Source organism: Streptomyces hygroscopicus, assembly GCF_026168105.1.
In the GTDB taxonomy this organism is placed as follows: domain Bacteria; phylum Actinomycetota; class Actinomycetes; order Streptomycetales; family Streptomycetaceae; genus Streptomyces; species Streptomyces hygroscopicus_D.
In genome coordinates this window covers 15,057-40,840 of record NZ_LBMW01000022.1, presented here as the reverse complement: position 1 = coordinate 40,840, position 25,784 = coordinate 15,057, and the positions used below count along the sequence as shown (strand labels likewise).

Annotated in this window: 22 protein-coding genes and 2 pseudogenes; 11 read left to right on the top strand and 13 right to left on the bottom strand. The window is 70.6% G+C overall.

Going from position 1 to position 25,784, the window contains the following annotated elements; translation table 11 throughout:
- Positions 1-3 precede the first annotated feature (3 nt).
- The 6 genes and pseudogenes from AAW14_RS21440 to AAW14_RS21415 form a co-directional block, all read right to left on the bottom strand.
- Entirely contained in the window at positions 4-735 is a 732-nt protein-coding gene (locus AAW14_RS21440; protein WP_265565529.1) for a CBS domain-containing protein, read from the bottom strand.
- A gap of 319 nt (positions 736-1,054) precedes the next feature.
- Complete coding sequence (locus tag AAW14_RS21435; RefSeq protein WP_265565528.1) at positions 1,055-1,924, bottom strand: universal stress protein; 870 nt, start codon at positions 1,922-1,924, stop codon at positions 1,055-1,057.
- Positions 1,925-1,935: 11 nt separating this feature from the next.
- Positions 1,936-2,070: pseudogene (locus AAW14_RS21430) on the bottom strand (zinc-dependent alcohol dehydrogenase); the annotation flags it as partial.
- Positions 2,071-2,163: 93 nt separating this feature from the next.
- On the bottom strand, positions 2,164-3,072 hold the full coding sequence (locus AAW14_RS21425) for a universal stress protein (protein ID WP_265565527.1): 909 nt from the start codon (positions 3,070-3,072) through the stop codon (positions 2,164-2,166).
- A gap of 155 nt (positions 3,073-3,227) precedes the next feature.
- The gene (locus AAW14_RS21420) at positions 3,228-3,857 is read right to left on the bottom strand and encodes a hypothetical protein (RefSeq protein ID WP_265565526.1); all 630 of its coding nucleotides are present in this window, start codon (positions 3,855-3,857) and stop codon (positions 3,228-3,230) included.
- Between the two features lie 526 nt (positions 3,858-4,383).
- Positions 4,384-6,114 carry a GAF domain-containing protein gene (locus AAW14_RS21415; RefSeq protein WP_265565525.1) on the bottom strand — a complete coding sequence of 577 codons (1,731 nt, stop codon included), beginning with the start codon at positions 6,112-6,114 and terminating at the stop codon, positions 4,384-4,386.
- Positions 6,115-7,002: 888 nt separating this feature from the next.
- Here AAW14_RS21415 and AAW14_RS21410 point away from each other — a divergent pair.
- Entirely contained in the window at positions 7,003-7,467 is a 465-nt protein-coding gene (locus AAW14_RS21410; protein ID WP_265565524.1) for a pyridoxamine 5'-phosphate oxidase family protein, read from the top strand.
- Between the two features lie 79 nt (positions 7,468-7,546).
- On the opposite strand, the pseudogene pflA reads toward AAW14_RS21410, so the two are convergent.
- A pseudogene (gene pflA, locus AAW14_RS21405) lies at positions 7,547-8,265 on the bottom strand (pyruvate formate-lyase-activating protein).
- Positions 8,266-8,458: 193 nt separating this feature from the next.
- On the opposite strand from pflA, the gene AAW14_RS21400 reads away from it, so the two are divergent.
- Positions 8,459-9,358: an aminoglycoside phosphotransferase family protein gene (locus AAW14_RS21400; RefSeq protein WP_265565523.1), complete on the top strand. Its 900-nt coding sequence runs from the start codon at positions 8,459-8,461 to the stop codon at positions 9,356-9,358.
- Between the two features lie 53 nt (positions 9,359-9,411).
- Here AAW14_RS21400 and AAW14_RS21395 read toward each other — a convergent pair whose 3' ends face one another.
- On the bottom strand, positions 9,412-10,422 hold the full coding sequence (locus AAW14_RS21395; RefSeq protein ID WP_265565522.1) for a GlxA family transcriptional regulator: 1,011 nt from the start codon (positions 10,420-10,422) through the stop codon (positions 9,412-9,414).
- A gap of 129 nt (positions 10,423-10,551) precedes the next feature.
- Between AAW14_RS21395 and AAW14_RS21390 the strand changes: the two genes are divergently transcribed.
- The gene (locus tag AAW14_RS21390; RefSeq protein WP_265565521.1) at positions 10,552-11,346 is read left to right on the top strand and encodes a dienelactone hydrolase family protein; all 795 of its coding nucleotides are present in this window, start codon (positions 10,552-10,554) and stop codon (positions 11,344-11,346) included.
- A gap of 571 nt (positions 11,347-11,917) precedes the next feature.
- Complete coding sequence (locus AAW14_RS21385; RefSeq protein ID WP_265565520.1) at positions 11,918-12,703, top strand: hypothetical protein; 786 nt, start codon at positions 11,918-11,920, stop codon at positions 12,701-12,703.
- Between the two features lie 626 nt (positions 12,704-13,329).
- Here the strand turns inward: AAW14_RS21385 and AAW14_RS21380 are convergent.
- Together AAW14_RS21380 and AAW14_RS21375 are read right to left on the bottom strand one after the other, a co-directional pair.
- Positions 13,330-14,361, bottom strand: coding sequence for a DUF6745 domain-containing protein (locus tag AAW14_RS21380; protein WP_265565519.1), 1,032 nt, complete (start codon positions 14,359-14,361; stop codon positions 13,330-13,332).
- A 32-nt stretch (positions 14,362-14,393) separates the two neighbouring features.
- Positions 14,394-14,720, bottom strand: a complete 327-nt coding sequence (locus AAW14_RS21375) for a hypothetical protein (protein ID WP_265565518.1) — start codon at positions 14,718-14,720, stop codon at positions 14,394-14,396.
- Positions 14,721-14,894: 174 nt separating this feature from the next.
- Here AAW14_RS21375 and AAW14_RS21370 point away from each other — a divergent pair, with 174 nt between their 5' ends.
- The 7 genes from AAW14_RS21370 to AAW14_RS21340 all read left to right on the top strand — a co-directional run bounded on the left by AAW14_RS21370 (position 14,895) and on the right by AAW14_RS21340 (position 22,961).
- Positions 14,895-15,851 carry an STM4015 family protein gene (locus tag AAW14_RS21370; RefSeq protein ID WP_265565517.1) on the top strand — a complete coding sequence of 319 codons (957 nt, stop codon included), beginning with the start codon at positions 14,895-14,897 and terminating at the stop codon, positions 15,849-15,851.
- Between the two features lie 7 nt (positions 15,852-15,858).
- Complete coding sequence (locus AAW14_RS21365; protein ID WP_265565516.1) at positions 15,859-16,824, top strand: STM4015 family protein; 966 nt, start codon at positions 15,859-15,861, stop codon at positions 16,822-16,824.
- Positions 16,805-17,962 (top strand): STM4014 family protein, encoded by a 1,158-nt coding sequence (locus tag AAW14_RS21360; RefSeq protein WP_265565515.1) that lies wholly within the window; start codon positions 16,805-16,807, stop codon positions 17,960-17,962. Before AAW14_RS21365 ends, AAW14_RS21360 begins: the two co-directional genes overlap by 20 nt.
- 1 nt (position 17,963) lies before the next feature.
- Entirely contained in the window at positions 17,964-18,770 is an 807-nt protein-coding gene (locus AAW14_RS21355; protein WP_265565606.1) for an STM4013/SEN3800 family hydrolase, read from the top strand.
- Positions 18,767-20,125: an STM4012 family radical SAM protein gene (locus tag AAW14_RS21350; protein ID WP_265565514.1), complete on the top strand. Its 1,359-nt coding sequence runs from the start codon at positions 18,767-18,769 to the stop codon at positions 20,123-20,125. The genes AAW14_RS21355 and AAW14_RS21350 overlap by 4 nt, the downstream gene beginning before the upstream one ends.
- Before the next feature lie 10 nt (positions 20,126-20,135).
- A complete protein-coding gene (locus AAW14_RS21345) occupies positions 20,136-21,014 on the top strand; it encodes an STM4011 family radical SAM protein (protein WP_265565513.1) in 879 nt (292 codons plus the stop codon).
- Positions 21,015-21,269: 255 nt separating this feature from the next.
- Positions 21,270-22,961: an LCP family protein gene (locus AAW14_RS21340; RefSeq protein WP_265565512.1), complete on the top strand. Its 1,692-nt coding sequence runs from the start codon at positions 21,270-21,272 to the stop codon at positions 22,959-22,961.
- Between the two features lie 266 nt (positions 22,962-23,227).
- Here AAW14_RS21340 and AAW14_RS21335 read toward each other — a convergent pair whose 3' ends face one another.
- The 3 genes from AAW14_RS21335 to AAW14_RS21325 all read right to left on the bottom strand — a co-directional run bounded on the left by AAW14_RS21335 (position 23,228) and on the right by AAW14_RS21325 (position 25,698).
- A complete protein-coding gene (locus AAW14_RS21335) occupies positions 23,228-24,439 on the bottom strand; it encodes an NAD(P)/FAD-dependent oxidoreductase (RefSeq protein ID WP_265565511.1) in 1,212 nt (403 codons plus the stop codon).
- Between the two features lie 93 nt (positions 24,440-24,532).
- Positions 24,533-25,477 carry an RNA polymerase sigma factor SigJ gene (sigJ, locus tag AAW14_RS21330; RefSeq protein WP_265565510.1) on the bottom strand — a complete coding sequence of 315 codons (945 nt, stop codon included), beginning with the start codon at positions 25,475-25,477 and terminating at the stop codon, positions 24,533-24,535.
- 47 nt (positions 25,478-25,524) lie between these two features.
- Positions 25,525-25,698, bottom strand: a complete 174-nt coding sequence (locus AAW14_RS21325; protein ID WP_265565509.1) for a hypothetical protein — start codon at positions 25,696-25,698, stop codon at positions 25,525-25,527.
- Positions 25,699-25,784: the final 86 nt, after the last annotated feature.

The window sequence follows — 25,784 nt, the reverse complement described above, 5'->3', positions numbered from 1 at the left end:
CTCTCACAGGCTCCGCAGCCAGTCCTCGGCGACACCCTGTGGCCCCCGTCCCGTGGGCTCGAGACGGGAGTCGTCCAACCGGTAAGTGAGCTTGTCGAGGACGGCAACCACACCGTCGATCTGCTTCGTCATCGAGACGGCGATCTCTGTCTCGCTCCTGCGCCCCATGCGTCCGTCGAGGGTGACCACGCCCTCCGCCACGGAGACGTCGATGCCGCGGGCCACCAGCCACAGCGTGCGCACCAGCACTTCCTCGATCACCTCGTCCCGGAGCTCCGTGTCGGGTCGCAGGAACACCTGGAGCAGGTCGCGCCGCGTCACGATGCCAACGAGGCGGTCCTCCTCGTCCAGCACGGGCAGTCGCTCCACGCGCCGCTGTGCCATGGTCCGGGCGGCCTCGGCGATGGTCTCGTCGGCGTGCACGGTGACGGGCGGCTCGGTCATCAGCCGACCGGCGGTACATGCCCTGGCCTTGGCGGCCTGCCTCCTGGACCTGGGGGTCAGCCCGGGGAACCGGAAATGGCGCTTCGGCTCGTACGGGTCGGGAGCCTCGGCCTGACGGGCCAACAGGTCTGTCTCGGAGATCACGCCGATGACCTTCCCGTCCTCGTCGACGACCGGCAGTCCGCTGATCCGGTGGTCGGCGAGCAGCCGCGCGACTTCCTTGAAAGGGGTGCCGTACTCGGCGCGGATGACATCCGTGGTCATCACGGATCCGACCTTGTTGTGTTTCATGGTTGTTCCTCCTCAGCGCAGTCGGCGCAGATAGGGGTCCTGGTGCCTGCGCGGCAGCAGGCGTGCGCGTGCGTCGAGCACGGTGGCTCCTCCCGGTGTCGCGAGAACGAGGTTGAAGTCGGCCGGGCGTGATGGCGGAGGCGGGCATCAGCCATCGGGTGGTGCGTGGCGGTGGCACGGACCACCGGGCCGGGGCCCGGCCGACGCAACGGCGGCACGCTTACGTCCCGGCCTCCGGCGACCGGCTACGAGCGCCGCCGCGCGACCGGCCGAACCATGTCCCGGATCACGCGGCGAGCCGCTGAGCCGGTCATGGCGTTCACGTCCGCTGCGGTACGACGGCGACCGGGCAGGCGGAGTGGTGCAGCACCGCATGGGCGACGCGGCCGAGTTGGAGCCCGAAGTGGCCCTGGTGCCGCCGGGCTCCCACGACGAGCAGGTCCGCGTCGGCCGAAGCATCCAGCAGTACCCGGCGGGCGTGGCCCTCGACGGCGCGCCGGTGCACCTCGACGTCGGCCGGGACGTCCCGCAAGGCCGCTTCCAGCGCCTCCACTGCCTGCCCCTCGTGCAGCCGGGCAGGCTCACCGACCAGCAGCGAGTGGTCGGTGCTCTCGCGCGCTGGGCAGAGCCAGGCTCGTACGGCCTCAAGCGGAACGCCTCGGCGTTGGGCCTCCTCGACGGCAAAGCCTGCCGCCGCCGAATCCGCCGGCTTCTCGCCGACGCCCAGGACGATGTGGCCCGCCCCGGAGCGAACCTGGTTGTCATGACCGCCGCGCAGCACAATCACTGGGCAGTGCGCGTGCCCGGCCACCGTCACACTGACGGAGCCGAGCAGCGCCTCGGCCATTCCGCTGCGACCACGCGAGCCCAGGACCATCGCAGAGGCGGTGCGGCTCTCCCGCACCAACGCGTACTCGGGTTCCTCGGGCAGCACCTCGGTGAAGACCTTCACGTCGGCCCGGCGGCGCCGGGCGCGCCCCTCGGCGGTGGCGACGACGTCCTCGGCCATCACCTGCTCGGATGGCCTGCCGAGATCCTGCGCGAGGGAGACGCCCTCGTACCGCTCCCACAGCGAGGCATACACCAGCCGCAACTGCACCCCGTGCAGGGCGGCCTCGTCGGCCGCCCAGTCCACGGCCCGCATGCTGGGTTCGGAGCCGTCGACGCCGACGACAATCGGGAGGTCCATCGTCCTCACCGCCCCGCGCCGAGGTCGTAGAGGACGGCGCGGTGCCCGAGGCCGCCCACACCGGAAATCGCCGCAAGCTGGGCGGGGTTGACGTCGGCGACCTTCAGTGCCTTGTACGTGGTGACGCCGGCGCAGGTCAGCGGGCCGGGTTCGAGGTCGGGGCGTTCCTCGATGACCAGGGGTTCGCCGAAGGCTCGTACGACTGCTGCCTTCATGATGTCTGCTCCTCGACAGTGGGGTCAGTCGTGCGGGACGACGGCGACGGGCGCCGCGGCGTGGTGCAGGACTGCATGGGTGACGGGCCCGATGTGGGCGCCGAGCGGGCTGTGGCGGACCCGGCGGCCGACGACCACCAGGGAAGCCTCCCGGGAGGCGTCGACCAGGTGCTGAGCGGGGGTGCCGTACCGGGACTCCTCGACGACCTCGACGTCCGGGAACCTCTGCCGCCACGGACGCAGGATCTCGGCCACGGCGGTGGTCTCGCTCACTGCGAGCGAGCCGCGGAGTTCGAGGTCCACGGAGGGTCCGCAGTAGGCGTAGCAGGGCGGGGGGTTCCAGCCGTGGACGACACGCAGGGTGATGTCACGGAGGGCGGCCGCGGCGAACGCGAACTCGATCAGCTCTTCGTGCGGGGAGGCGGTGTCGAGGCCGAGCACGACAGGCCGGAACGGTGTCGCCGCGGACGGGATGCCGGCCGGGCCCATCCGATGCTCGTCGGCCACCTGCTTCCCAACCCGGACCAGGACGACCGGCCGCTCGGCGTGGGCCACGACGGAGAGTCCGACCGAGCCGACCATGAACCCGCCGATGCCGCTCATCCCGCGTGAGCCGAGGACCAGCAGTTCGGCATCCTTCGCCGCGTCGGCCAGGATGTCGCCGGGCCGGCCGGGCAGCTGCTCGGTGGTCACCTCCACACCGGGATGGCGCAGTCGCAGGCTCTCGGCCGCTTCGCGGGGGACCCGCTCGGTCCAGTGCTGGTGGGTCTCGGCTCCCAGGATCGGAGCCTGCGCCATGGGCTCCGATACCGGCTCCCAGACGTGGACGAGCTTCACCGGCAGTCCGCACAACTCCGCCTCGCGAGCCGCCCATTCCGCAGCGACCCGGCTCTCGGGCGAGCCGTCGAGGCCCACGGTGATGGTGCGGGGCATAATCTCCACCTCCTGAATCGGGAGACCCGATTCCGGCGTCGTGTTCAGGGAATTCTTCGGGGCAAGGGCCGCTGGTCCTCCTGCCGGGCAGACCGACCCCATGCGCGGGCCGGTGCGACGGGATCCAGGACCCGGACCCGTCGCACCGCGGGCGGTCAGCGAAGCCAGGCGTGGTCGCGGACGATCGGAAGCCGGGCCCAGACCCCGCCCAGCCCCCACGTGGCACCCGCGCCGGCGGCAGCCAACGCGATCAGCGCGACGGCGTAGATCACGTGGTAGTCGGCGAACGGATTCGTCGACATGCTCGGCGACCCGTCCGACAGATGCTTGGCAGGCGGCCACTCCGCCAGCCACATCAGCGTCATCATCGCCGTACCGGCCACCGCCGCGAGCCTCAGCGCCACACCCGTCATGACGGCAACTCCGATGCCGAGCAACCCGAGCATGAAGAGCCAGTCCGCCCACGCGTCACCGGCCCACGAGTGGAAGGTCGACTCCATCGGGCCGGCGGCCACGGAGCTGAGGAAACCCTTGGTCGGCGACCCGCCGTCGATCCAGCCCCTGCCGGACGCTGTCGCGTAACCGAAGCCGAAGGTCTTGTCCAGGAACGCCCATAGGAAGACGAACCCGGTGAGGATGCGCAGGGACGCGAAGGCGTGGGCCTGTGCGGCGTGCGTGTCGAGGTGTGGTGACACGGCGGAGTCGGAGGCGGAGGCGGTCCGGTGCCGACGGAAGGCCGGCAGGTGAAAGCCCTGGATCCGGTGAGGGTGCTCGTGTGCGGCCATGGTGGTGATCCCTTCGGGGATGTGTGGATCGCCGTTGTCTTGACATCCCTCACTTTCGTCGGCTGCGCAGGGTCTGACCGGATGCCGAAGGGCTCCTTCCGTTGGGCTGAACGTCCCCGTCTGCGAGCCCGTTGGAGAAGCGCGAGAGCCGTCGGGCGGGAGGCAGGACCGGCCTCACGGGTGATCGCGCGACAGTGGATGCCGGGCTCCGACGGAGAGGTGCGGCACAGGGGGACGGCTCGGGCGGACGGTTTTCGGCGTGGCGTCGGCTGGTGCCGGTCCCGGCGCGGATCCGCTCTCCCGCCCGGCCCCGTCGGCCATCTGGCGGGCCCCGCCCCGGCCATGATGGCGGACCAGCTGTCCAGGTTCACACACGAGATGAGGTTGAAGTCGGCGTGGGCGACGACCGGAACACCGAGCGCGGGCAGCACCTTCCTGGCTGGTTCTCACCGCACCTGTGGCATCTGGACGCCGAGGCAATGCCTACGGCGACCAGCGGGGCGCGGCGCGTCCGCGGCGCGCCCCGCTAGTTCTCCCCTATCGGCACGCTCCATTTCAGCGTCGTGCCGCCGTCGGCCGGACTCGTCAACTCCAGCTTCCCGCCCAGTTCTCGGGCCCGCTCAGCCATGTTGTGCAGGCCGCTGCGACGGCCCTTCGGCGGGATGCCCATGCCGTTGTCGGAGACCGTGAGCAGCACCTCGCGCCCGTCGGTTTCGAGCACGACCCCGGCACGGTCGGCGTGCGCGTGCCGGGCGATGTTGGTCAGGGACTCGGAGAGGACCGCAACCACATGGTCGGCGACATCCTTCGGCACATTGGTGTCCAGCAGACCCTCCATGCGCAGGCTGGGCGCAAAGCCCAGGACCGGCGCCGCCTCGCCTGCCACGCGCACTGCACGGGCCCGCAGGCCGGGACCGTCGGCGCCCTCACGCGCCCGCAGACCGAAGATGGTCGACCTGATGATCTTGATGGTCTCGTCCAGGTCGTCCACCGCCCGCAGCACCCGCTCGCCGGCTTCCGCGTGCTCGATGAAGCGGCCCGCGCTCTGCAAGGTCATGCCGGTGGCGAACAGCCGCTGGATCGCCAGGTCATGCAGATCCCGGGCGATCCGGTCGCGGTCCTTGAGCACCGCGATCTCCTCGGCGTCCCGGCGTCGCTCCGCCAGTTCCATCGCAATCGCGGCCTGCGCGGCGAAGCCCTGCAGAGTCTCGCTCTCCTTCGTCGTGAACACCGGCTGGCCTGTTTCCCGCGCCAGCAGCACCACACCCCGCACACCGCCCTCGCCCGTCCCGATGGGGATGGCCACGGCCGGGCCGAGACCCTCGAAGCGCGGGGGCACGGGAGAGATCCGCTCGTCGTGCGTGACGTCCACGCTGGTGACCGGGGTGCCGCCGGCGAAGGCCAGCCCCATCAGGGTCTCGTGCAGGGGGAGCACCAGTCCCCGGTGCGCGTCCGCGTCCACCCCGACGGCGATCTCCACCCTGAGCGCCCCGGTCTCCTCCACCGGCTCCATGGGCCTCGCCACTGCCGCCAGTGCCGATCCCGTGATCTCCCTGGCCCGTTCGGCGATCAGGTTCAGCGCCTCGCCACGCTCGCTGCCCGACATCACGCTGTGAGTGATCTCCGCGTTCGCCCGCAGCCAGCGCTCGCGCAGCCGGGACTCCTCGTAGAGGCGGGCATTGTCGATCGCCACGCCGGCCGCCACGGCCAGCGTCGCCGTCACCGACACGTCCTCCTTGTCGAAGGGCACCCCGCCCCGCTTCTCGGTCAGGTACAGGTTGCCGAACACCTGGTCGCGGACTCGGATCGGGACACCGAGGAAGGTGTTCATCGGCGGGTGGTTGGGTGGGAAGCCGTACGAGGCAGGGTGCTCGGAGAGCTTGGCCAGCCGCAGCGGCTCGGGGTGCCGGATCAGCTCGCCCAGGATGCCGTGGCCCTCCGGGTAGGGGCCGATCCGGGCGATCTGCTCCTCGCTGACGCCGACCGTCAGGAACTTCGACAGCCGTGCGCCGTCCGGCCCGATCACGCCCAGAGCCGCGTACTGGGCATCGACCAGGACCGCCGCGGCCTCCACGATGCGGCGCAGGGCATGCTCCAAGTCCAGCTCGCGGCCGACCGAGAGGACCGCCTCGAGCAGGCTGTGCACCCGGTCCCGGGTGCCACGGGCGGCGTCCAGACGCGCCTGCAACTCCTCGAGCAGCTCGTCCAACCGCAACTGGGGCAGTCGTCGTACCTGTGCGCCCTCGGAGCCATCCACGAGTGCTTCCTCCCAGCCCCTCACCCCGCCGACGGCCAACCGTTCTGGCCTGGGACCACGGTATCGGCCCCGGCCAGGAGACGGCATGAGATCGCGATCAGGGGCCAGAGGCAGAGGGACACCGAGCGGTATTCAGCGGGCAGGCCCGGACGCTCGCTCCTCGCCCCCGGCCCTCCTCGGGTGGCCCCCTGGCCCTGCTCCTGGGGCCTTGCAGCCCTGGGCCAAGGTCGGTGCTGGCAGCAGTCTTGAGCCGCTGCCCGACGATCAGAAGGAGCGGAGGACATGACTCGCGGACCGACTGCGGGACCGGCTGCGCGGCAAGGTGGAAAGACCGTTCATCGCAAGGACGCCCGGCGGTCGTCCGCACTGCCTCCGTGGCGCGGCGGCCGAGCCGACAGCAGGCCTGACCGGAGCCTCCCGGCCCACCCCCTCTCCGGGCGGTCCGCCCGGCCCGCCCCGAGCAGTGCCGGTCAGCTCCCGGGAGGGACCATCGGCACCTGGGAGTTGAGGCGCGGCGGAGCCAGAGTGGAGGCGTGAGCGGCACCGATCCCCCGCGGTGCCGCTCACGTCGGAACGCCGCCGAGCCCGGCGGCTCTCTTCAACGGAGGCGCACACCATGACCCGTCACAAAACCGAATCCGATGCCACGGCCCCCGTGCGCGCCCGCGAACCCGCGGAGACCCATGCTCGACGGCATGCAGGACATCATGCGCGCGGCCTACTACGGAACTTCCCCGGGCCGACCGGACGCGGACAAGGGCCGAACGGCCCTGGTGTGAGGAGCTCCGGTGCCGTTCCAATGACCGGACCGAACTGTCCGTGACTCCCGCCTCGCAGCGCCGGGCGGAGACACACCGCAGTGAGCAACGAGCAATCACGGAAGTCGCCATGACCATCGACAAAGTCCGGACGGTTCCCGCCGGGCCGCGCAGGAGCGTCGAGCTGGACAGCGAAGAAGCCCTGCAGTTGCTGGGCAGCGTGTCCTTCGGGAGGGTCGTCTTCACCCGTCAGGCGCTGCCGACCGTCCGGCCGGTCAATCACGTCCTTGACAACGGTGACATCGTCATCCGCACCCAGGAGGGCGGCGCTCTGACCTCGCGCACACGTCAGGCCGGGGACCCGGGCGTCGTCGTGGCCTACGAGGCCGACACCATCGATCCGAACACGCACCTCGGTTGGAGCGTTGTGGTGACCGGTTACGCCCACCTGGTGACCGACCCGGAGGAACTGGCCCTCTACCGGAAACTGCTCAGCCCCTGGGTGGACCGGACCATGGACTACGCGGTACGCATCCGCCCCGACCTGATCACCGGCATTCGGCTCACCGCCGACGACGATCCCCGCGACGCCTGATTGAGCGGTGGGGACATCTGGAACACGACGTGTGTGACGACGGGGAACGCAGCCGACCGTGGGCAGCCCGTCGGTCGGCTCAGATCGCCCTCAGACCGTGCTCTCGGAATTGTTCGCGCACCCGCTCCGTCGGTTCCGGGTCGGGGACAGGGGTGTCGCGCAGCGGAAATTCGATGCCCAGGCCTTCGTACTTGTGGACGCCGAGCTTGTGGAACGGCAGGACGTCAACCTGGTCCACGTTCCCCAGCCCTGCCAGGAAGCGGCCGAGGCCGTCCACAGCGGACGGGTCGTCGGTCCAGCCGGGTACCAGGACGTAGCGGATCCGCACTGGGACGCCCAGCGCCTCCAGCCGGGTCGCGAAGCCGAGCGTGGAAGCGAGGACACCACCGGTCAGCCGCCGATAGGTGCCGGCGTCGAAGGACTTGATGTCGAGCAGCACCAAGTCGGTGTCGGCCAGCAGCGAGTCGTCCGCTCGGGCCCCAGGAAGCCGGAGGTGTCCAGGGACGTATGCAGCCCCATGTCCTTGCAGCGGCGCAGCACCGCGCCGGTGAACCTGGGCTGGAGCAGTGGCTCGCCACCGGTGATGGTCACTCCGCCGCCCGACGTGATGACGAACGTCCGGTACTTCGCAATTTCCGCCATCACCTCGTCGACGCGTGTCACCTTCCCGTCCCGCAGACGCCAGGTGTCCGGGTTGGCGCAGTACAGGCAGCGCAACGGGCAGCCGCTGACGAACAGTACGAACCGGGTCCCGGGACCGTCCACGCCCGTGGACGCGCACGAAGGGCCTGCGGGCACCCGTCCCGCGCCGTCCGGCCCCCTCGGAGTAGGGCCGGTCGGTCGGAACTGCACGGCGAGATCGACCTCCTCACAGCCCCGCCGTCCTCTGAGCACCTCGATGACCTGACCATCGCGGACGTAACGGCGGGCTGCCCTACCAGCGCGAAAAGTGCTTGACGCCCGCCGCCGTCCGGCGATCGGATGGCGCCCCATGAGCACAGGGCAGATGCATCCCGGCCTGCACCCCATCGACGACGACCTCGTACGGCGGCTGATCGCCGGGCAGTTCCCCCAGTGGGCGGAGCTGACGGTGGAGCGGTTTCCGTCCGGCGGCACGGTCAACGCCATGTACCGGCTTGGCGACAGCATGGTCGTACGGCTGCCGCTGGTGAAGGGCGGAGCCAAGGACGTATCGATGGAGCAGGAGTGGCTGCCCCGCCTCGCGCCGCGGCTGCCCTGTGCCATCCCTGAGGTACTCGGGACCGGCGAGCCGGCTGACGGATATCCCTGGCCGTGGTCGGTGTACCGATGGCTGGCCGGGGAAATCCCCGAGGCAGGGGCGCTGAGCGAGCCCACGCTCCTGGCCGACGATCTGGCCGAGTTCGTGTCGGCGATGCGGAGCATCACCCTGCCGGAGGCACCGCAGGCCCACCGCGGCGGGCCGGTCGCCGCACTCGACGCGTCGACGCGGGCGGCGATCGAGGAACTGCGCGGGATCCCGCAGGAGGGCGTCGACTGCAATGCCGCGGCCGCCCTCTGGAAGGACGCGCTCCGGGCCCCGGGCTGGGACGGGCCACCTGTGTGGCTGCATGCCGATCTGATGCCGGGCAACCTGCTGGTGGACGGCGGCAGGCTGACCTCGGTGATCGACTTCGGGTGCGCGGGGGTGGGCGATCCGGCCTGCGATCTGTTCCCGGCGTGGAATCTGCTGCCGGCCGGTGCGAGGGAGGTCTTCCGCGAGGCGCTCGGCGTGGACGACGCGACCTGGAACCGCGGCCGGGCGCGGACGCTCTCGCAGGCGCTGATCGCGCTGCCGTACTACCGAAGGACGAACCCGGCGATGGCGCACAACGCCCGGCACGTGATCCAGTCGGTGCTGGGAGAAGGCTGAGGCCCTCGTGGCCCTTGGCCGGCAGCGATGAATCACCGAGCCCGCACAGGGTCTCACGTCTCCGCTCGTCGGGTTGACCCGTGGTGGTCGCAGCGACGACGGAATATCGCGCGGTACTCCCTCGGCCGCTGGCCAGTGTGTCTGGCAAAGATGCTGCTGAACGCCCCAGGGTCGTGGTACCCGACGTCGGCGGCGATGCTTGCGACGGTCCTGTCGGTCGTCTCCAGCAGGTGCCCGGCTCGACGCACCCGGGCCGTCTGCAGGTACGCGAGTGGCGTCTCGCCGGCTTCGTCGCCGAAGCGACGGAGCATGGTTCTCGTGCTTACGTGGAACTTCTCGGCGAGGGTGGCCAGGTCATAGCGAGCACCGAGGTTCTGGTCGAGCCACCGCTTGACGCTGAGCGAGAACTCCCTGCCCACAGCGGGTATGAGCCCCGAGTCGACATAGGGTGCCTGCGTGGAACGTGCATCATCAACAAGCGCGATACGCGCGGTGCTACGGGCGACGCGGGGTCCGTCGTGCTCGCGGATGAACTGCAGCGCGAAGTCGTACATGGCGCTGAAGGCCGCTGTGGTCGTCACGCCCCGGTCGGTCACGACCAAGCTCTCCGGGCGGAGGCGCACGTCGGCGTAGCGGCGGGCGAACCGATCCGCGAACAACCAGGACGTGGTCGCTTCGCGCCCGCCGAGCAGCCCGGCTTCAGCAACCAGGAAGGCGCCCACGCAGATTGATACGACGGCGGTCCCCGAGGCCGCCTGCGATCGAATCGACGCTACTTCCGGTCCCAGGTTTGCGAGTGTCGCGGCGAGATCGAGCGTGGGCGAAAGCTCGAAGCCCGGCACGATCAGGACGTCCACCGGGCGAACCGCCGAGACGTCGAGGACCGAGCCGCCGGACGCGATCACACGCCGCCGGGGTGAGATGACCGATACCTCGTAGGCCGGCTGAACCGACCCTTGCGCCGCGGCGACGTGAGTTGCCATTGCCAGGAGATCGGGAACCCCGAATACCTCCGACGCGAAGCAGCCAGGGTAGGCCAGCACACCAACTCGCAGCGGACTCATGGGGCCCCTCCGGCGCCTTTGAACGGGTGGCGATATTACCGGGATACGTGGCGATGCCGCCGCTTCTCAGGAAGGCGGCCAGTCCTCATCATGTCGGTCATGACAATCATGCGAGGACAGAGCGACCCCTTGGACGACTTCTCACGGAGAGCCATCGGCGTCGATGACGTCGAAAAGACCGTGTACGTTGCCGGGTCAGGACCGGCGGTCATCCTCATGCCCGAGATGCCGGGTATCAGCCCCGACGTCGCGCGGTTCGCGCGGTGGGTGCGTGATGCCGGCTTCTCCGTGTACCTGCCTTCTCTTTTCGGCGTCGACGGCGCCTATCCGCTCGCCGAGGCACGCGAGACCGTCGTTCGACGCGCGTGCGTCAGCGCCGAGTTCCGAGCGTTTGCCGGTGGCGGCACCAGCCCCGTCGTCACATGGCTGCGAGGCCTCGCTCGCCTGGCGCACGCCGAGCGTGGCGGGCCCGGCGTCGGCGCCGTCGGTCTGTGTTTCACCGGCAACTTCGCCTTGACCATGGCGCTCGAACCCGCCGTCATCGCACCGGTGGTCAACCATCCGTCGCTTCCGCTCGACGACCCCGGCGGTCTCGAGATCAGCGACGAAGACGCTGCTGCCGTGGCTGCACGCGCGGCGCGAGACAGATTGAAGGTTCTCGCCTACCGCTTCGACAACGACAGGTGGTGCACCGGCCAGCGGTTCGCGGCCTACCGAGCGCTGCTCGGGGACGCATTCGACGGCCGCGTGCTCAAAGCCGAGACGGCGAACAGGAACCCTCCGCCCTTCTTCCGTGACGTCGTCGGTTGCGCCCACAGCGTCGTCACGGCACACCTCGTCGACCAGGACGGCCACCCCACCATGCAGGCCCGGAACGAGATCATCGCCTTTCTGGCCGAGCGTCTCGGGCCGCGGCCGGCATGAGCCCTTGGCGCTCCGGCACCTGGCAATGCGACGGAGTGCCGCCGCTTCCCCAGCAGTTGAAGGAGGATTCCTCTCAACAGGCCGCACCTCTGCTGGAACTGGGTGTGGATGTGATCACCCGGCCGGAGGCTGTCCGACGCTGCTGTTCGCCCGGGGCGGGGCTTGACGATCTGCGGCGCCGCGGTGCTGGACGGACGGCCCGTGACCGTACACCCCAGCGAAGTGGCGGGCCCACTCAGGAACTTGAACGCTACTGGCACAAGCCGCACACCCGGGTTCGCCCTTAGATAATGCCGCGCTCGTGCCGACCCGGCCAGATCCGGGACTGGACCGACAGGAGCGCCGCAACTTGGGTGGCGGCCATGCGCCCTACGGATTCTGCGTCAACAGTTGTAGGGGGTCACGCCGCCTTGCCACGCACTGCCGCCAGTAGTGGTACACCGTCTGCCAGGGCGGCAGGTCGTAGCTGGTGTGGGTGGAGACGTTCACCGCGCTGCGGGCCGATCAGTTCGGACGGCTGCTACCTGGCCCCGGGGGCCGGGCAGGAGAGCTCCTGGAGACAATGGGTTCCGTGACCACCCATGACACCCCGCCCACGCAGGGCCCCGGCCCCGAGCACTGGACCGAGATGCTGCACATCCGCCTGGAACGGATCGAGGGCCTGCTCGCTCCGGACGAGCAGACATCCGAGTCCGAGCTTCCTGCGTGGCAGCGGCGTACCCAGGGCGAGCAGCGCTGGGCCGTGATGGCGGCGCTGCTGGTCGCCGTCTGGGTGCAGTGGGCGCTGCCGGAACGACTCAGCATCCACCCGCACTGGCTGCTGCCCGCGCTGGAGCTGGTCATGATGGCGGCGCTGTGGGTGGCTCATCCGCACCGGCGGATCGAGCACCGCTCCCGTCTGCTGCGCGCGCTGGGCCTGCTGCTGGCCGCCGCGGTCAGCCTCGCCAACGGCTGGTCGGCCGTCATACTGGTACGGGACCTGCTGCACGGCACCGAGGGCTCCAATGCCGTGGCCCTTCTGACGACGGGCGGCGGCATCTGGCTCACCAACGTCATTGCCTTCAGCCTCTGGTACTGGGAGTGGGACCGGGGCGGCCCGGTGGCCCGCGCCCTGGGCACGCACCAGCACCCGGACTTCCTCTTCCCGCAGATGCAGCAGGAGGGCATCGCGAGTGAAGACTGGGAGCCGCAGTACATGGACTACCTCTATGTCGCCCTCACCAACGCCACTGCCTTCAGCCCCACCGACACCATGCCGCTGTCCCGCTGGGCGAAGTTGCTGATGTCGATGCAGTCCACGATCTCGCTGCTGACCCTGGCGCTGATCGTCGCACGCGCGGTCGGTGTCTTGCAGTAACGACCGCAGCGGGCCCTGGGGCGCTCGAACGGGACGTTGCAATCTCGCCGGAGAGGGGGAGCGCGAGCGGCCGGTGCTGTGGGCCACGGCGGGCGGCGGTCACCTCTTCCTCCGGCCGGGCCATGGAGCCTTTTGGGGCGTAGACGTCCCAGAGCCGGCCGAGGAAGAACCGGCCGAAGCGGTCGAGCGCTGCCGCGCCGCGTGGCCCGGTTGTGCGGAAGGCTTCGTCCGGACCGTGGCGATGTATTCAGCTGTGGCCGAAGCGTGGGCCGGCCGTGGCGGAAGCCGTGCTGAGGATGCACTTCACGACAGAGGACCTCTTACGGGTCCGCGTCTCCACGGAGCCTGCGCAGCTCGCGCCGAAGCCGTCTGCGCACGTGGTGCCTGAGCCGATATGGCCTGCCGGCGACTCTGACCGGTCCGTCGCACAGCATCCAGGGGGCGGCACGACCTTGCAGATCGACTCACCGCTTGAAAGAGACGCCCGCCTGAGCGGACGCGGAGTGGTACTGCTGCCCTCGATTTGATCCGTCCACGTGCCCACCTGGGCGCCACAGGGGCGGGCACCCCGCGCCTGTGGCACCCAGGACAGTCTCGGCCCCTCGCGCGGACATGATGGAGTCGGCTCAGGTCTCCCTCTGCGGCGCGTAATCGGCCTCCTCCAGTCCGAAGGTCCAGGCGACGCCCTCCCGCGCGGTCCGGGTCCGCGGCGGCACGCGCAGCCAGTACGTACGGTGGGTGCCGTCGGGTTCCGGGGTGGAGTTGACCACCTCGACCATCACCAGCGGTTCGTCCCCCTCCAGTTCGATACGCCACAGCACACCTGCCTCGTCCCGCTGCACGGGTTCGGCCCCCGACTCCTCCAGATAGCGGTCGTAGCCGTAGTACTCCAGCATGACGCGGCGCAGTTCGGCGTTCTCCTCCTCGCGTATCCGCTGCGGTGTCAGCCCGGCGAGTTCTTCGAGGAATTCGGCGGGGACCGGCATACCGCGCCAGGCGTGCAGTGCGAATCCGTCGGGGAAGGCGAGCGCCGGTCCGTCCCCGCGATCGAGCCGGCCCGCCTCGTCCCGGTGCAGCTCCACGGGGCGTTCGCAGACGACCACGGTCTTCTCGTACGGCCACCACCAGCCGGCGGCGCGGGCCACCGCGGCGATCCCGTCGAGCGTCCCCCCGCCGTCCTGGCCATCGAAAGCTGCCAGCCAGGCCGCGTCGTGCTGGCCCAGGACTGCGTCGAGCAGCACGAGCCGGACGGCCCGCTCGTCCCCTGCCGCACCGGTCGACGACTCCACCACGCCCGTCCCTATGCGCTCGGTCAGCATGACCGTGCCATCCCACAGCTGAGCGCCCGTCAGGGCCCAGTGCTCGGCCCAGCCGGCAGGCCCGAGCCGGTCGAGGACACGCTCCCGAGCAGCGGCCCACGGCCGGGTACGAACCGCCTCGCGGACGCTGCGGCCGGCCGCGCCCTCCGCCGTGAGCCGTGCCGCCAGTGCCGCGCCCTCCCTGGGCGAGCCCGCCCAGACGATGCGCTCCGGCTCGGGCAGGCCCGCCAGCCGGTAAGCCAGGTGCACGCCCTCCTCGGCAGCCGCGCGGTCCGCGGGGCCGACCCCCGCCGCCACCTCGCGCCACATCGCCACCATGTCCGTCTGTGCAGTGTCCATCGGCGTCCTCACCATTCCACTCCCCCGCTGTCTCAGTCCGCCACGACGCGCACTGCTCCGGGCACGTACTCACGCTGCCGCACCACGCGGTACCAGCCCTTGGGCAGCGGTATCGCCGCGTGCTCCTCATGCACCACCCGCCCACCGTCGGGGAGATGGAGGTAGGAGGCTGCGAACGGCCCGGCCTCCCGGAACAAGGTCCCCGGACCGACCACCGCGTGCGCGTGTCCGGTGACCTCGCCGAGAGCCAGCACGAGCCTGCCCCGCGCGTCCCGCGGCTGTTGCGGCAGCCGGTCCGTGCCCAGCGGCACGGCCGCCTCCGCCACGGGCACGATCAGGACATCCCCCTGCCGGTACATGTGTGTCTCCCTTCCCCGTCGGCGCCCCACCGATCGATGTCCACGACGCTACGCCGGGGGTCTGACAACGCCCCCCGGACCAGCCTCCGCCCGGCCCGTCGCCGACGATGTCAGAGCGGCTTGGTAGAACTTCGCGAGTAACGCACCGTGTTCGGGTCTCAGGAGGCCAGCGCCATGTCCCACGTCGAGCATCTGCAGGAACTGCACGGCCTCCCGGCCTTCGACTTCCCCGACCCCGCGGCGCGGCGGGAGCTGCCGGAGGCGGGCGCCGTGGCCTGGCGGCTGGCCGTCGATCCCTACGGGCACACCTCGGGGGAGGAGTTCGGTGCCCTGTGGGACCGCTTCCTCGGCTCTGTGGACCCGGCCGGTGTCCGCGCGATCGTCGTGGGTCAGTGGGGTGAGGCGTACGACAACGACTCCAGCGGCATCGTGCAGCGTCTCGTGGACGCCCGTGACCGGCTGACCGCGCTTCGGGCCGTGTTCATCGGGGACCTGGAGATGGAGGAGGCGGAGATCTCCTGGATCGAGCAGTCCGATGTCACGCCGGTCCTCGAGGCCTATCCGCTGCTGGAGGAGTTCGGGATACGCGGCGGCACCGGACTGCGCTTCCCGGCGGTCCGGCACAAACACCTGCGCACGCTCCGCTTCGAAGCAGGCGGCCTGCCCGGCCTGGTCGTGCGCGGTGTCGCCGCCAGCGAACTCCCCGCGCTGGAGTACCTCGACATGTGGCTCGGCGTGGAGGAGTACGGCGGCGATGCGACGGTCGCCGACCTCGCGCCGATCCTGGCCGCAGGACGCCTCCCGGCGTTGCGCCATCTCGGTCTGCGCAACAGCGAGATCCAGGACGAAATCGCCGCTGCTGCCGCCGGAGCCCCGGTCGTCGCCCAGTTGACGTCGCTCGATCTGTCTCTCGGAGTGCTCACCGACGCGGGCGTGGCGGCGCTGATCGGCGGCCAGCCGCTCACTCACCTGACGCGGCTGGATCTGCACCACAACTTCGTCACCGAGCCGGTGGCTCAGCGGATACGGGCGGCGCTGGAGCCGTCCGGTGTCGAGATCGACCTGTCAGAGCCCGGCGATTGGTGGGAGGACGACGACGTCGTCCACCGCTTCACCGCCGTCGCGGAATGAGGCCGTCATGACCTTCGCCGATCACTTCGGCACCTTTCACGGGCTGCCCGTCTTCACCCTGCCCGAGCCGGGTGAAGAGACGCTTCCGGCTGCGGGCGGCGTGGCCTGGCGGCTGGACTGCTTCGAAGCCGGCGAGATGCCGTTCGCCGAACTGTGGCGGAGCTTTGTGGACCGGGTGTCGAGCACGGATGTACGGGCCCTCGTCATCGGGCCCTGGTGGGAGGACGAGTACAGCGAGCTGCGTCCGGCGCTGGATCTGATCCTGGCGGACGCGCGGCGATTCCCGGCGCTGCGCGCTCTGTTCCTCGCCGACGTCACCGGCGAGGAGTGCGAGATCTCCTGGCTGCAGCTCACCGATGTCACCCCCGTCCTGGAGACCTTCCCTCTGCTGGAGGAGTTCGGCGTCCGCGGAGGAGACTCCCAGGGGCTCGGCGAGGAGCCCCTGTCGCTGCGCCCGGTGCGCCACGACGCGCTGCGCGTGCTGCGGTTCGAGTCGGGTGGTCTGCCCGGGCAGGTGGTGCGAGCGGTCGGCGCCTGCGAACTGCCCGCTCTGGAGCGTCTGGAACTATGGCTCGGTGTCTCCCAGTACGGCGGCGACGCGACGGTGTCCGACCTCGCGCCGATCCTCGCTCGGGGACGCTTCCCGGCGCTGCGCCATCTCGGCGTTCAGGACAGCGAGTTGCAGGACGAGATCGCGGCGGCGATGGCCTCGGCGCCGGTGGTGGCGCAGTTGGAGTCGCTGAGCCTGTCGATGGGCACCCTCACCGACACCGGTGCCGAAGCCCTGCTCCGCGGCCAGCCGCTGACCCATCTCAAGCGGCTGGACCTGCACCATCAATTCCTGAGCGAGTCCATGGCCGACCGGATCCGTACGGCCTTCGGCTCCGCCGGGACCGAGGTGGACGTGTCGGACCACCGGACTGCGCACCGTTGGCGGGACGAGGAGTGGCGCTATGTCGCCGTCTCCGAGTAATCCCGCGCCCGGTGCCGGCCTTCGGTTCGCCGTCGTCGGCAACCCCGAGAACCGGCGGACGAGGATGTTCGCCGACGCCGTGCGCGCGGTGGGCCACGCGGCACCGCGCGTGCTCGGATGGCGGGACGTGCTGCGCGGACGATACGCCTTCACGCCGGGCGAGTTGGTACGGATCGACTCCCCCGGCGAGAACGCTGAGGTCGACCGGCTGCTGCGGGACATCGACGACCCCGCCCGGGTCGAGGGAACAGCTCTGTGGCATCGCCGTTTCACCGCTGCGGTCCGGGAGGTGACGGACGCGGCGCACCGTGCGGGCGCGGCGACGTCCGCGGACCCGGAGGATGTCGCGGTCATGTTCGACAAGCGGCGCTGCCATGCCCGGCTCACCGCCGCGGGCGTCCCCGTCCCCCCGGCCCTGACGGGTCCGATCGATGGCTGGGAAGGGCTCAGGGAGCAGCTGAAGGCCGCCCGCATCTCGCGCGCCTTCGTGAAGCCGGCACACGGCTCGTCGGCCTCCGGTGTCATGGCACTGGGGATGGCAGGTCCCGGCCGGGTCAAGGCGACGACTTCCGTGGAAACCACTCCCGGCGGCCGTCTGTACAACTCCCTGCGGGTGCGCGACTACACCTCGGAAACCGAGGTGGCCGCCCTCGTCGACGCCCTGGTTCCGGACGGGATCCATGTCGAGCGGTGGCTGCCCAAGGCCTCCCAGGGGGGCCGGGCCGCCGATCTGCGTGTGGTCGTGATCGCAGGACGCGCCACCCATGCCGTGGTACGGACCAGTCGGCATCCCATGACGAATCTGCACCTCGGCGGCGCCCGCGGCGACCTCGAGGCGGCACGCGAGGCGATCCGGGCCGCGGGAGGCAGCTTCGCCGACGTGCTGGACACGGCCGAGCGAGCAGCCGCGTGCTTCCCGGGCACGTTGTGCGTCGGCGTGGACATCCTGCCGGCCGCCGGATGGCGCCGCTTCACCGTCGGTGAGGTGAACGCCTTCGGGGACCTGCTGCCCCGCCTGACCGGCCTGCCCGGCAGCGGCGCCGAGGGCCTGGACACCTACGCCGCGCAGGTCGCCGCGGCACCGGCCGCCGTACTGCGAACGGAACGCGAGGAGCACCACCGTGAGACCACCGCTTGACATGAACAAGGTCGTGGGCAGCCACGACCTCCTGCTGGTCACGCTCGACACACTCCGCTACGACGTGGCCCAGGAGCTGGCGGCGGCCGGCCGCATCCCGAACCTGGCCCGGCATCTGCCCGGCGGCGCCTGGGAACGCCGGCACGCCCCCGGCAGCTTCACCTACGCCTCCCACCAGGCGATGTTCGCGGGCTTCCTGCCGACACCGGCCACGCCGGGTCCGCACCCGCGGCTCTTCGCCGCCCGCTTCGCGGGCAGTGAGACCACGGCGGGCGGGACCTTCGTCTACGACACACCCGACCTGGTCTCGGGTCTGGCAGCCGTGGGCTACCGCACCGTGTGCATCGGCGGCGTGGGCTTCTTCAACAAGCAGGGACCGCTGGGCTCCGTCCTGCCCGGAATGTTCCAGGAGAGCCACTGGGAGCCGGAGTTCGGGGTACCCTCCCCCACGTCCTTCGAGGACCAGGTGGCTCGCGCCGAGAAGGTCGTCGCCGGGCTACCCCACGAGCAGCGTCTGTTCCTCTTCGTGAACGTGTCGGCCCTGCACCAGCCCAACTGGTTCCATCTCCCCGGGGCCACCCGCGAGGCGGGCGACACGCGGGCCACCCACGCCGCGGCACTGGAGTACGTGGACCGGCACATGGGACGGCTCCTGGCAGCCGCCGGCAGCCGCCGTCCGTGCTTCGCCATCGTCTGCTCCGACCACGGCACCGCCTACGGCGAGGACGGCTACAGCGGCCACCGCATCGGCCATGACGTCGTCTGGACCGTCCCCTATGCTCACTTCTTCGTCGACGAGGCCCGATGACCATCACCGAAGCAGCGACCACGCCCGCCGCGCGCCCGTACCAGCAGTACGTCTACGCCTATCCGCACAAGACCGCGTACCGCCCGCTGCACCGAGAGCACGCGCGCCTGCGCGAACTGTGGGCGGACGAGCCGAAGGACGCCCTCTCGCTCTACTTCCACATCCCCTTCTGCGAAGTGCGCTGCGGCTTCTGCAATCTCTTCACCCGGATCGGGGCGCCGGACGGCCTGACCACCGCATACCTGGACGCGCTTGAGCGTCAGGCGGCCGCGGCGCGCGAGGCTCTGGGAGAGGGGGCGCGGTTCGCCAACGCGGCCTTCGGCGGCGGCACTCCGACATTTCTCGAAGCCACGGAGCTGGAGCGGCTGTGCGATCTCGCCGAGCGTGGGCTGGGCGCCGATCTGACCGCGATACCGCTGTCGGTGGAGGCTTCACCCGCCACGGCGACCGCCGACCGGCTGGCCGTGCTGGCCGCCCGTGGCACGACGCGGCTGAGCCTGGGCGTGCAGAGCTTCGTCGACGCCGAGGCACGGACGGCCGTACGCCCGCAGCGCCGGGCGGACATCGAGGCGGCCCTCGCCCGGATCCGCGAGGTCGGCATCCCCGTCCTCAACATCGACCTGATCTACGGCATCGATGGCCAGACCGAGGAGTCCTGGACTCACTCCCTCGACGCCTCCCTCGCCTGGCAGCCGGAGGAGCTGTACCTCTATCCCCTCTACGTGCGCCCCCTCACCGGTCTCGGCCGGCGTCATGGCCGGTTGCCCGGCGAAGCCGAGTGGGACGAACAGCGGCTTCGGCTGTACCGCCACGGCCGCGACCACCTGCTCGCGCGGGGCTACGAGCAGGTGTCGATGCGCATGTTCCGCCGCGCGGGCGCCCCCGCCACCGGCGGAGAGGACTACGCGTGCCAGACCGACGGCATGGTCGGCCTCGGCTGCGGCGCCCGCTCGTACACCTCCACGCAGCACTACTCCTTCGACTACGCCGTGGACATGCACCGCATACGCGGGATCATCGACGACTACACCACCCGCTCGACCGACGACTTCCGCCACGCGGACTACGGCTGGGAGATGAACGCCGACGAGGACCGGCGCCGCCATCTGCTGCAGTCACTGCTGCAGGCCGAGGGTATGCCCGTCGCGGACTACCGGGCCCGCTTCGGCACCGCGCCACACGACGACTTCGCCACCGAGCTGGAGCGGTTCCGTGACCGGGGCTGGCTGGACGACCCCGCCGGCACGGAGCTGCTGCGCCTCTCCCCCGAGGGCCTGGCCCACTCCGACGCGCTGGGCCCCGAGTTGTTCTCCGCCGCCGTGCGAGAGCGCATGGCCGCGTACGAACCGAAGTGACGGAGCCCACATGGACCTGACGATCCTCTACCGCGGCCCGCTCGCATCGTGCGACTACGACTGCCCCTACTGCCCCTTCGCCAAGCGCCGGGACAGCCACGCCCAACTGGCCGCCGACCGCGCAGCGCTGGAACGCTTCGCCACCTGGGCGACCGCACAGCACAACGACCGGCTCTCCCTGCTGTTCACACCGTGGGGCGAGGGCCTGGTGCGCTCCTGGTACCGGCGTACGCTCGCGGAACTGAGCCGGCTGCCGCACATCCACCGGGTGGCGATACAGACCAATCTCAGTTGCCGTACGGACTGGCTGGACACGGTCGACCGGGACACCCTCGCCCTGTGGTGCACCTTCCACCCCGGACAGACGCCGTACCACCGCTTCCTGGCCAAATGCCACGACCTGGCCACCCGCGGAGTCCGCCACAGCGTCGGCGTCGTCGGACTTCCCGAGCACCTGGAGTACGCGCGCCGCCTGCGCGCCGACCTCCCCACCCACGTGTACCTGTGGGTCAACGCCGCCGAGGGTCACACCTACACCGACGCCGAGGCCGACCAGTGGGCCGCCCTCGATCCGCTCTTCCCCTACAGCCGCCACCCACACCGCAGCGCGGGCCGGCCCTGTCGTACGGGAGAGTCCGTCATCTCGGTGGACGGCGAGGGCACGGTGCGCCGCTGCCACTTCGTACGGTCGGAGCTGGGCAACCTGTACGACGGCTCCTACCGGCGGGCGCTGCGCCCCCGCGCGTGCCCGCTGGCCGTCTGCGACTGTCACATCGGCTACGTCCACTTGGAGACACTGCCCCTGTACGACGTGTTCGCGGGCGGAGTCCTGGAGCGGATCCCAGCGGCGATGCCTGCGGTTCGGCGCTCGATACCGACAGTCCCGTAGCGGACGGCCCGGATCGGTGCCGGTGCCGGTGCCGGTGCTGCAGCAGGGCAGGCTCATTTGCTCAGCCTGTTGTGCTCGCCCTGTACTGCTCACCCTGTGAATCGAGCCCAGCCGTGTGATGAACCTGCCGTTAGTTGTTAGATTGCGCAACTACGCAATCGAAGTGACGCTCCACTTCACCTGACGGATCCGGCCACGCACGCTTGGCCATGGGCCCGAGGGTTTGCTGGGCCCGACTGTATGTGGGAGTGGAAGATGAGTGACCTGAGGGACGGCTCCGCCGGCCAGGCCGCACGCAGCCGCACCGGCCGCGTGCCCGGCCCGCGTACGGACGAGGCGCCAGGGCAGCGCCCGCAAGGCGGCCGGGCAGCGACACGGGCGGCCTCCCGCTCGTCCGGACGCGTACAGTCGCGGCGCCGCGGCCGGCCGGTGCGGCGCGGCGGGCGAGCGCTGCGCATCGCCGGGATTTCCCTGTCCGTGGTGCTCCTGGCCGCCGTCGGGGGCGGGTGGTGGCTCTACCAGCACCTGAACGGCAACATCCTCAGTGTCGGGCTCGACGGGCGTGGCGGCACCGAGAAGGCGGATGCCTTCGGCCGCACGCCGATCAACATTCTGGTGATGGGATCGGACGGCCGCACCAGCAAGGCCGACTGCCAGCTGGGCGGCGGCTGCTCCCAGACCGGCGTGCAGTCCGGCTGGGGGAACGCGGATGTGGAGATGGTGGTGCACATAGCCGCGGACCGCTCCAACGCCACCGTCATGAGCATCCCCCGCGACACCATGACCGACATTCCGGCCTGCAAGGACAGCACGAGCGGCACCTCAACGCCCGGCTACTACGGCCAGATCAACAGCGCCCTGTCCTACGGCCCGGCCTGCCAGGTGGCCACCATTCACCAGCTCACCGGGATCCCGATCGACCACTTCGTCAAGCTCGACTTCTCCGGCGTGGTCAGCATGTCGGACGCCGTGGGCGGGGTGTCGGTCTGCGTCAGCTCCAACGTGTACGACACGTACTCACACCTGAAGCTGTCCAAGGGCACCCACACCCTCAAGGGGGTCGCGGCCCTGGAGTTCGTCCGCTCCCGGCACGGCTTCGGCGACGGCAGTGACCTGGGCCGCACCTACGCGCAGCACATGTTCCTCAGCTCGATGATCCGCAAGTTCAAGAGCGCGGGCACCTTGGCCGACCCCACCGCGGTCTACGGGCTCGCCGATGCGGCCACCAAGGCGCTCACGGTGGACACCGGCCTCGGCAGCATCGGCAAACTGGTGGGACTGGCATCCGACGTGAACAAGGTTCCTCCGAAGCAGATCACCTTCACCACCATGCAGACCGCTCCCGACCCCAACAACAAAGAACGACTGGTGGTCGGCCCCGGTGCCAAGTCGTTGTTCGCCACGATCGCCAACGACCAGTCCCTGACCGGCTCGTCCGGCAAGAAGTCCGTCACCGCCACCGCGCCGGCGGTCGACACCGCGCAGATCGCGGTGAAGGTCGAGAACGGCACCAGTGTCAGTGGTCGAGCCTCCGTCATCGCCGCCGCCCTGACCGACAAGGGCTTCGGCTCAGGTACGACCACGGCCAACGCCCCGGCCACGGCACCCACCACCCTCACCTACGGCACAGGCCAGAAGCCGCAGGCCCAGGCCGTGGCCCGCGCTCTCGGCCTGCCCGCCTCGCACCTCAAGCAGGGCAGCAGCAGCGGCCTGACCCTGGTTATCGGCAGCGACTGGCTCAGCGGCACCGCCTACCCGAACAGCACCTCCTCCCCCGCACCCGCCGACACCCACACCGCCGTCTCCAACGCCCATGCCCAGACCGCCGACCAGTCCACGACCTGTGCCCAGGTCAGCCCCTACAGGACCGTCTCCGTCAACGGCGTCGGCATGACCCCGGCCGACGCATACGCCGCCGCCTCCGACCAACCCGATTCCGACGCGTGAACCCGATGGCCGCCTCCGCCCATCGGAACACGGCACGCCTCCTTGGCTCAGGCGCGCTTCCGGGAGATCGCCACTGGACGACGCTCGCCACGGGACGGCCACCTTCCTCGCGGCGGCCGGACCAGCAGGGGCATCCGCTCCTACGACATGGTCACCGTCGGCGCCCGGGAGCCCTCGCCGTGGACCTTCACCCGGCGATCGTCGCCGCGTAGACCGACAGCCAAGCGGGCGCCCTCGATGCGGGGGCGCCCGTTTCGCTGTGCGAGTCAGGCCGACGCGTTGACCGCCGAGCCCGCCCGGGCCGGCTCCCGCACGACGCGGCGGCGCCGGGTCGGCATCCCGAGCGTCGGGTTGGCAACGCCCCAGGCCGCGCCTTTGCAGACCAGTTCCTTGTAGACGGCTGCGAGCCGTCCTGTCAGGGCCGCCCAGACGGCGCGGTCATCGGCGGTGACGTACTGAATCACGCCTTCCTTGCGGCCGAGCGAGATGCACTGGTTGAAGTAGCGGAGCGGCACGTTCGGGAGCTTCCCGCCAGTCAGGCGCGCCGCGATGGCGTCGGCGGCCTGCCACGCGGTGGGGGTACCCGAGGCGCACGACATCCGCAGCGGCTTGTCGCCGGGGCCCATCGCCGTGGCCGCGTCGCCGATGGCGTACACATCCGGGTGCGAGACCGAGCGCATGGTCCCGTCGACCACGATCCGGCCGGTGTCGGTGACCTCCAGGGTGGTGGCCTTGGCGATCGGGTGGACGGCGAAGCCGGTGGTCCACACGGTGACCGCGGCCGGGATGGATCCGCCGCCGGCGGTGACGACGCGGTCGGCCTCGACGCCGGTGACGGCGGCGTGCTCGTGCACGGTGATGCCGAGCTTGTCGAAGACCTTCCGTAGGTGCCGGCGGCCTTTGGGTGAGAGCCAGTCACCGAGACCGCCGCGGGCGGCGAGGGCGACGTCGAGGTCCGGGCGGGCCTCGGCGATCTCGGTCGCGGCCTCCAAACCGGTGAGGCCGCCGCCGACCACGACCACGGGCTGTCCGATGTCCAGGCGGGCCAGGCGCTCGCGCAGCCGGAGCGCTCCGGGGCGACTGGCGATCTCGTGGGCGTGCTCGGCGGTGCCGGGAACGCCCTGGTCGTTCCAGCCGCTGCCGAGGGCGTACACGAGGATGTCGTATTCGAGCTCCTCGGCCTCCAGTTCCTCGGCGCCGTTCGCGTCGACGGCGGCGACGGTCCTGCGGTCGACGTCGACGCCGATGACCTTCGCGAGCCTCAGTTCGACGCCGGTGCCCGCGAACATCTCGCTGAAGGGCCGGGGCTTGAGGTCCTGGCCGACCGCAAGCTGGTGCATCCGGACGCGCTCGACGAAATCGGGCTCGGCGTTGACGAGGGTGATGGCGACATCTTCGTGGCGCAGCCGCTTGGCGAGGCGCCCGGCGGCGATGGCTCCGGTGTATCCGGCTCCGAGGACGACGATGCGGTGCTGCATTTCCTGGCTCCTGTCTTGGGCGGATTCGCCACTTGAACCGGGCGGCCCGCCGTTTCCTGACAGCAACGCGATGTGAAGCACCTCACATCAGAGTCAGAAGGCGTTGAGCAGGGGTTCGCCGTGGTCGGCGGCCGCCCATCGCCGGGTCACACGTTCGAGCTTGTCGGGGTTGACCTGGTTGCGAAAAGCGGCGATGCCCTCGGCGGTGACCTCCAGGCACATGACGCCGACGACCCGGCCGTCGACGACCGCCACGATGGCGGGACCGCCGTTGGCGGTCGTCGCGTAGATCCCGGGTGAGCCCCCGGCCAGGGCGCGCTTGGCCTTGCTGGGCTTGAACAGACCCCGCATGAACTTCGCGACCGCGAGGGCGCCTTCGAACGCCTTGGCGCGGGCCGGGACCTTCCCGCCGCCGTCGCCGATCGCGATGGCGTCCTGGGTGAGCAGCCGCACGAGCGGCTCGGTCCGGCCGCTGGTGGCGGCCGCGAGGAACTCGTCTACGATCCGCCGGGCGGCGGCCTCGTCGATCTCGGTGCGGGCCTTGCCGTGCGCGATGTGCTCCTTGGCACGGTGGAAGAACTGCTGGCTGGCGGCCTCGGTGATGCCGAGGATCTCGGCGATCTCCCGATGCGGGTAGTCGAAGGCCTCCCGCAGCACGTACACCGCCCGCTCGTTGGGGGAGAGGCGCTCCAGCAGGGCGAGAACCGCGTACGAGACCGATTCGCGCTGTTCCGCGGTGTCGGCCGGGCCGAGCATCGGGTCCCCGGCCAGCAGCGGCTCGGGCAGCCATTGGCCCACATAGGTCTCGCGCCGCGCGCGGGCCGAGGTGAGCTGGTTGAGGCACAGGTTGGTGAGAACCTTCGTCAGCCATGCCTCGGGGACCTCGATGTGGTCGACGTCGGCGGCCTGCCAGCGCAGGAACGTCTCCTGGACGGCGTCCTCGGCCTCGCTCGCGGAGCCGAGGAGGCGGTATGCGATGGCCTCCAGGCGGGACCTGGAGGCTTCGAACCGGTCCACGTCGTTCATGGTCAGCGCCATGGCCCGGATCCTAGCTCTCGCGGCGCGCGACGGCCGCTGCAATGCGGTCATCCGCTGCACCGGCCGCAGACGGACCCCCGGGGGGGGGCCTGCCACACCTCGCCCATGTCCGCCTGGCCGAGCTTGTCCGCTGTCCTGGCCCTGCCGTCGGCGGTGAGCATCACGTTCGACGGCTTCTCGTCCCGGTGCACCACGCCGAGGCTGACGGCGCCGACCCGCATCTGGCCATTCGGCTGCCCGTATCGCGGCGAATTTCGTGTCCGACACCGAGAGCCGCATCCGGTTCATGGCTCGTGAGCGGGGGATG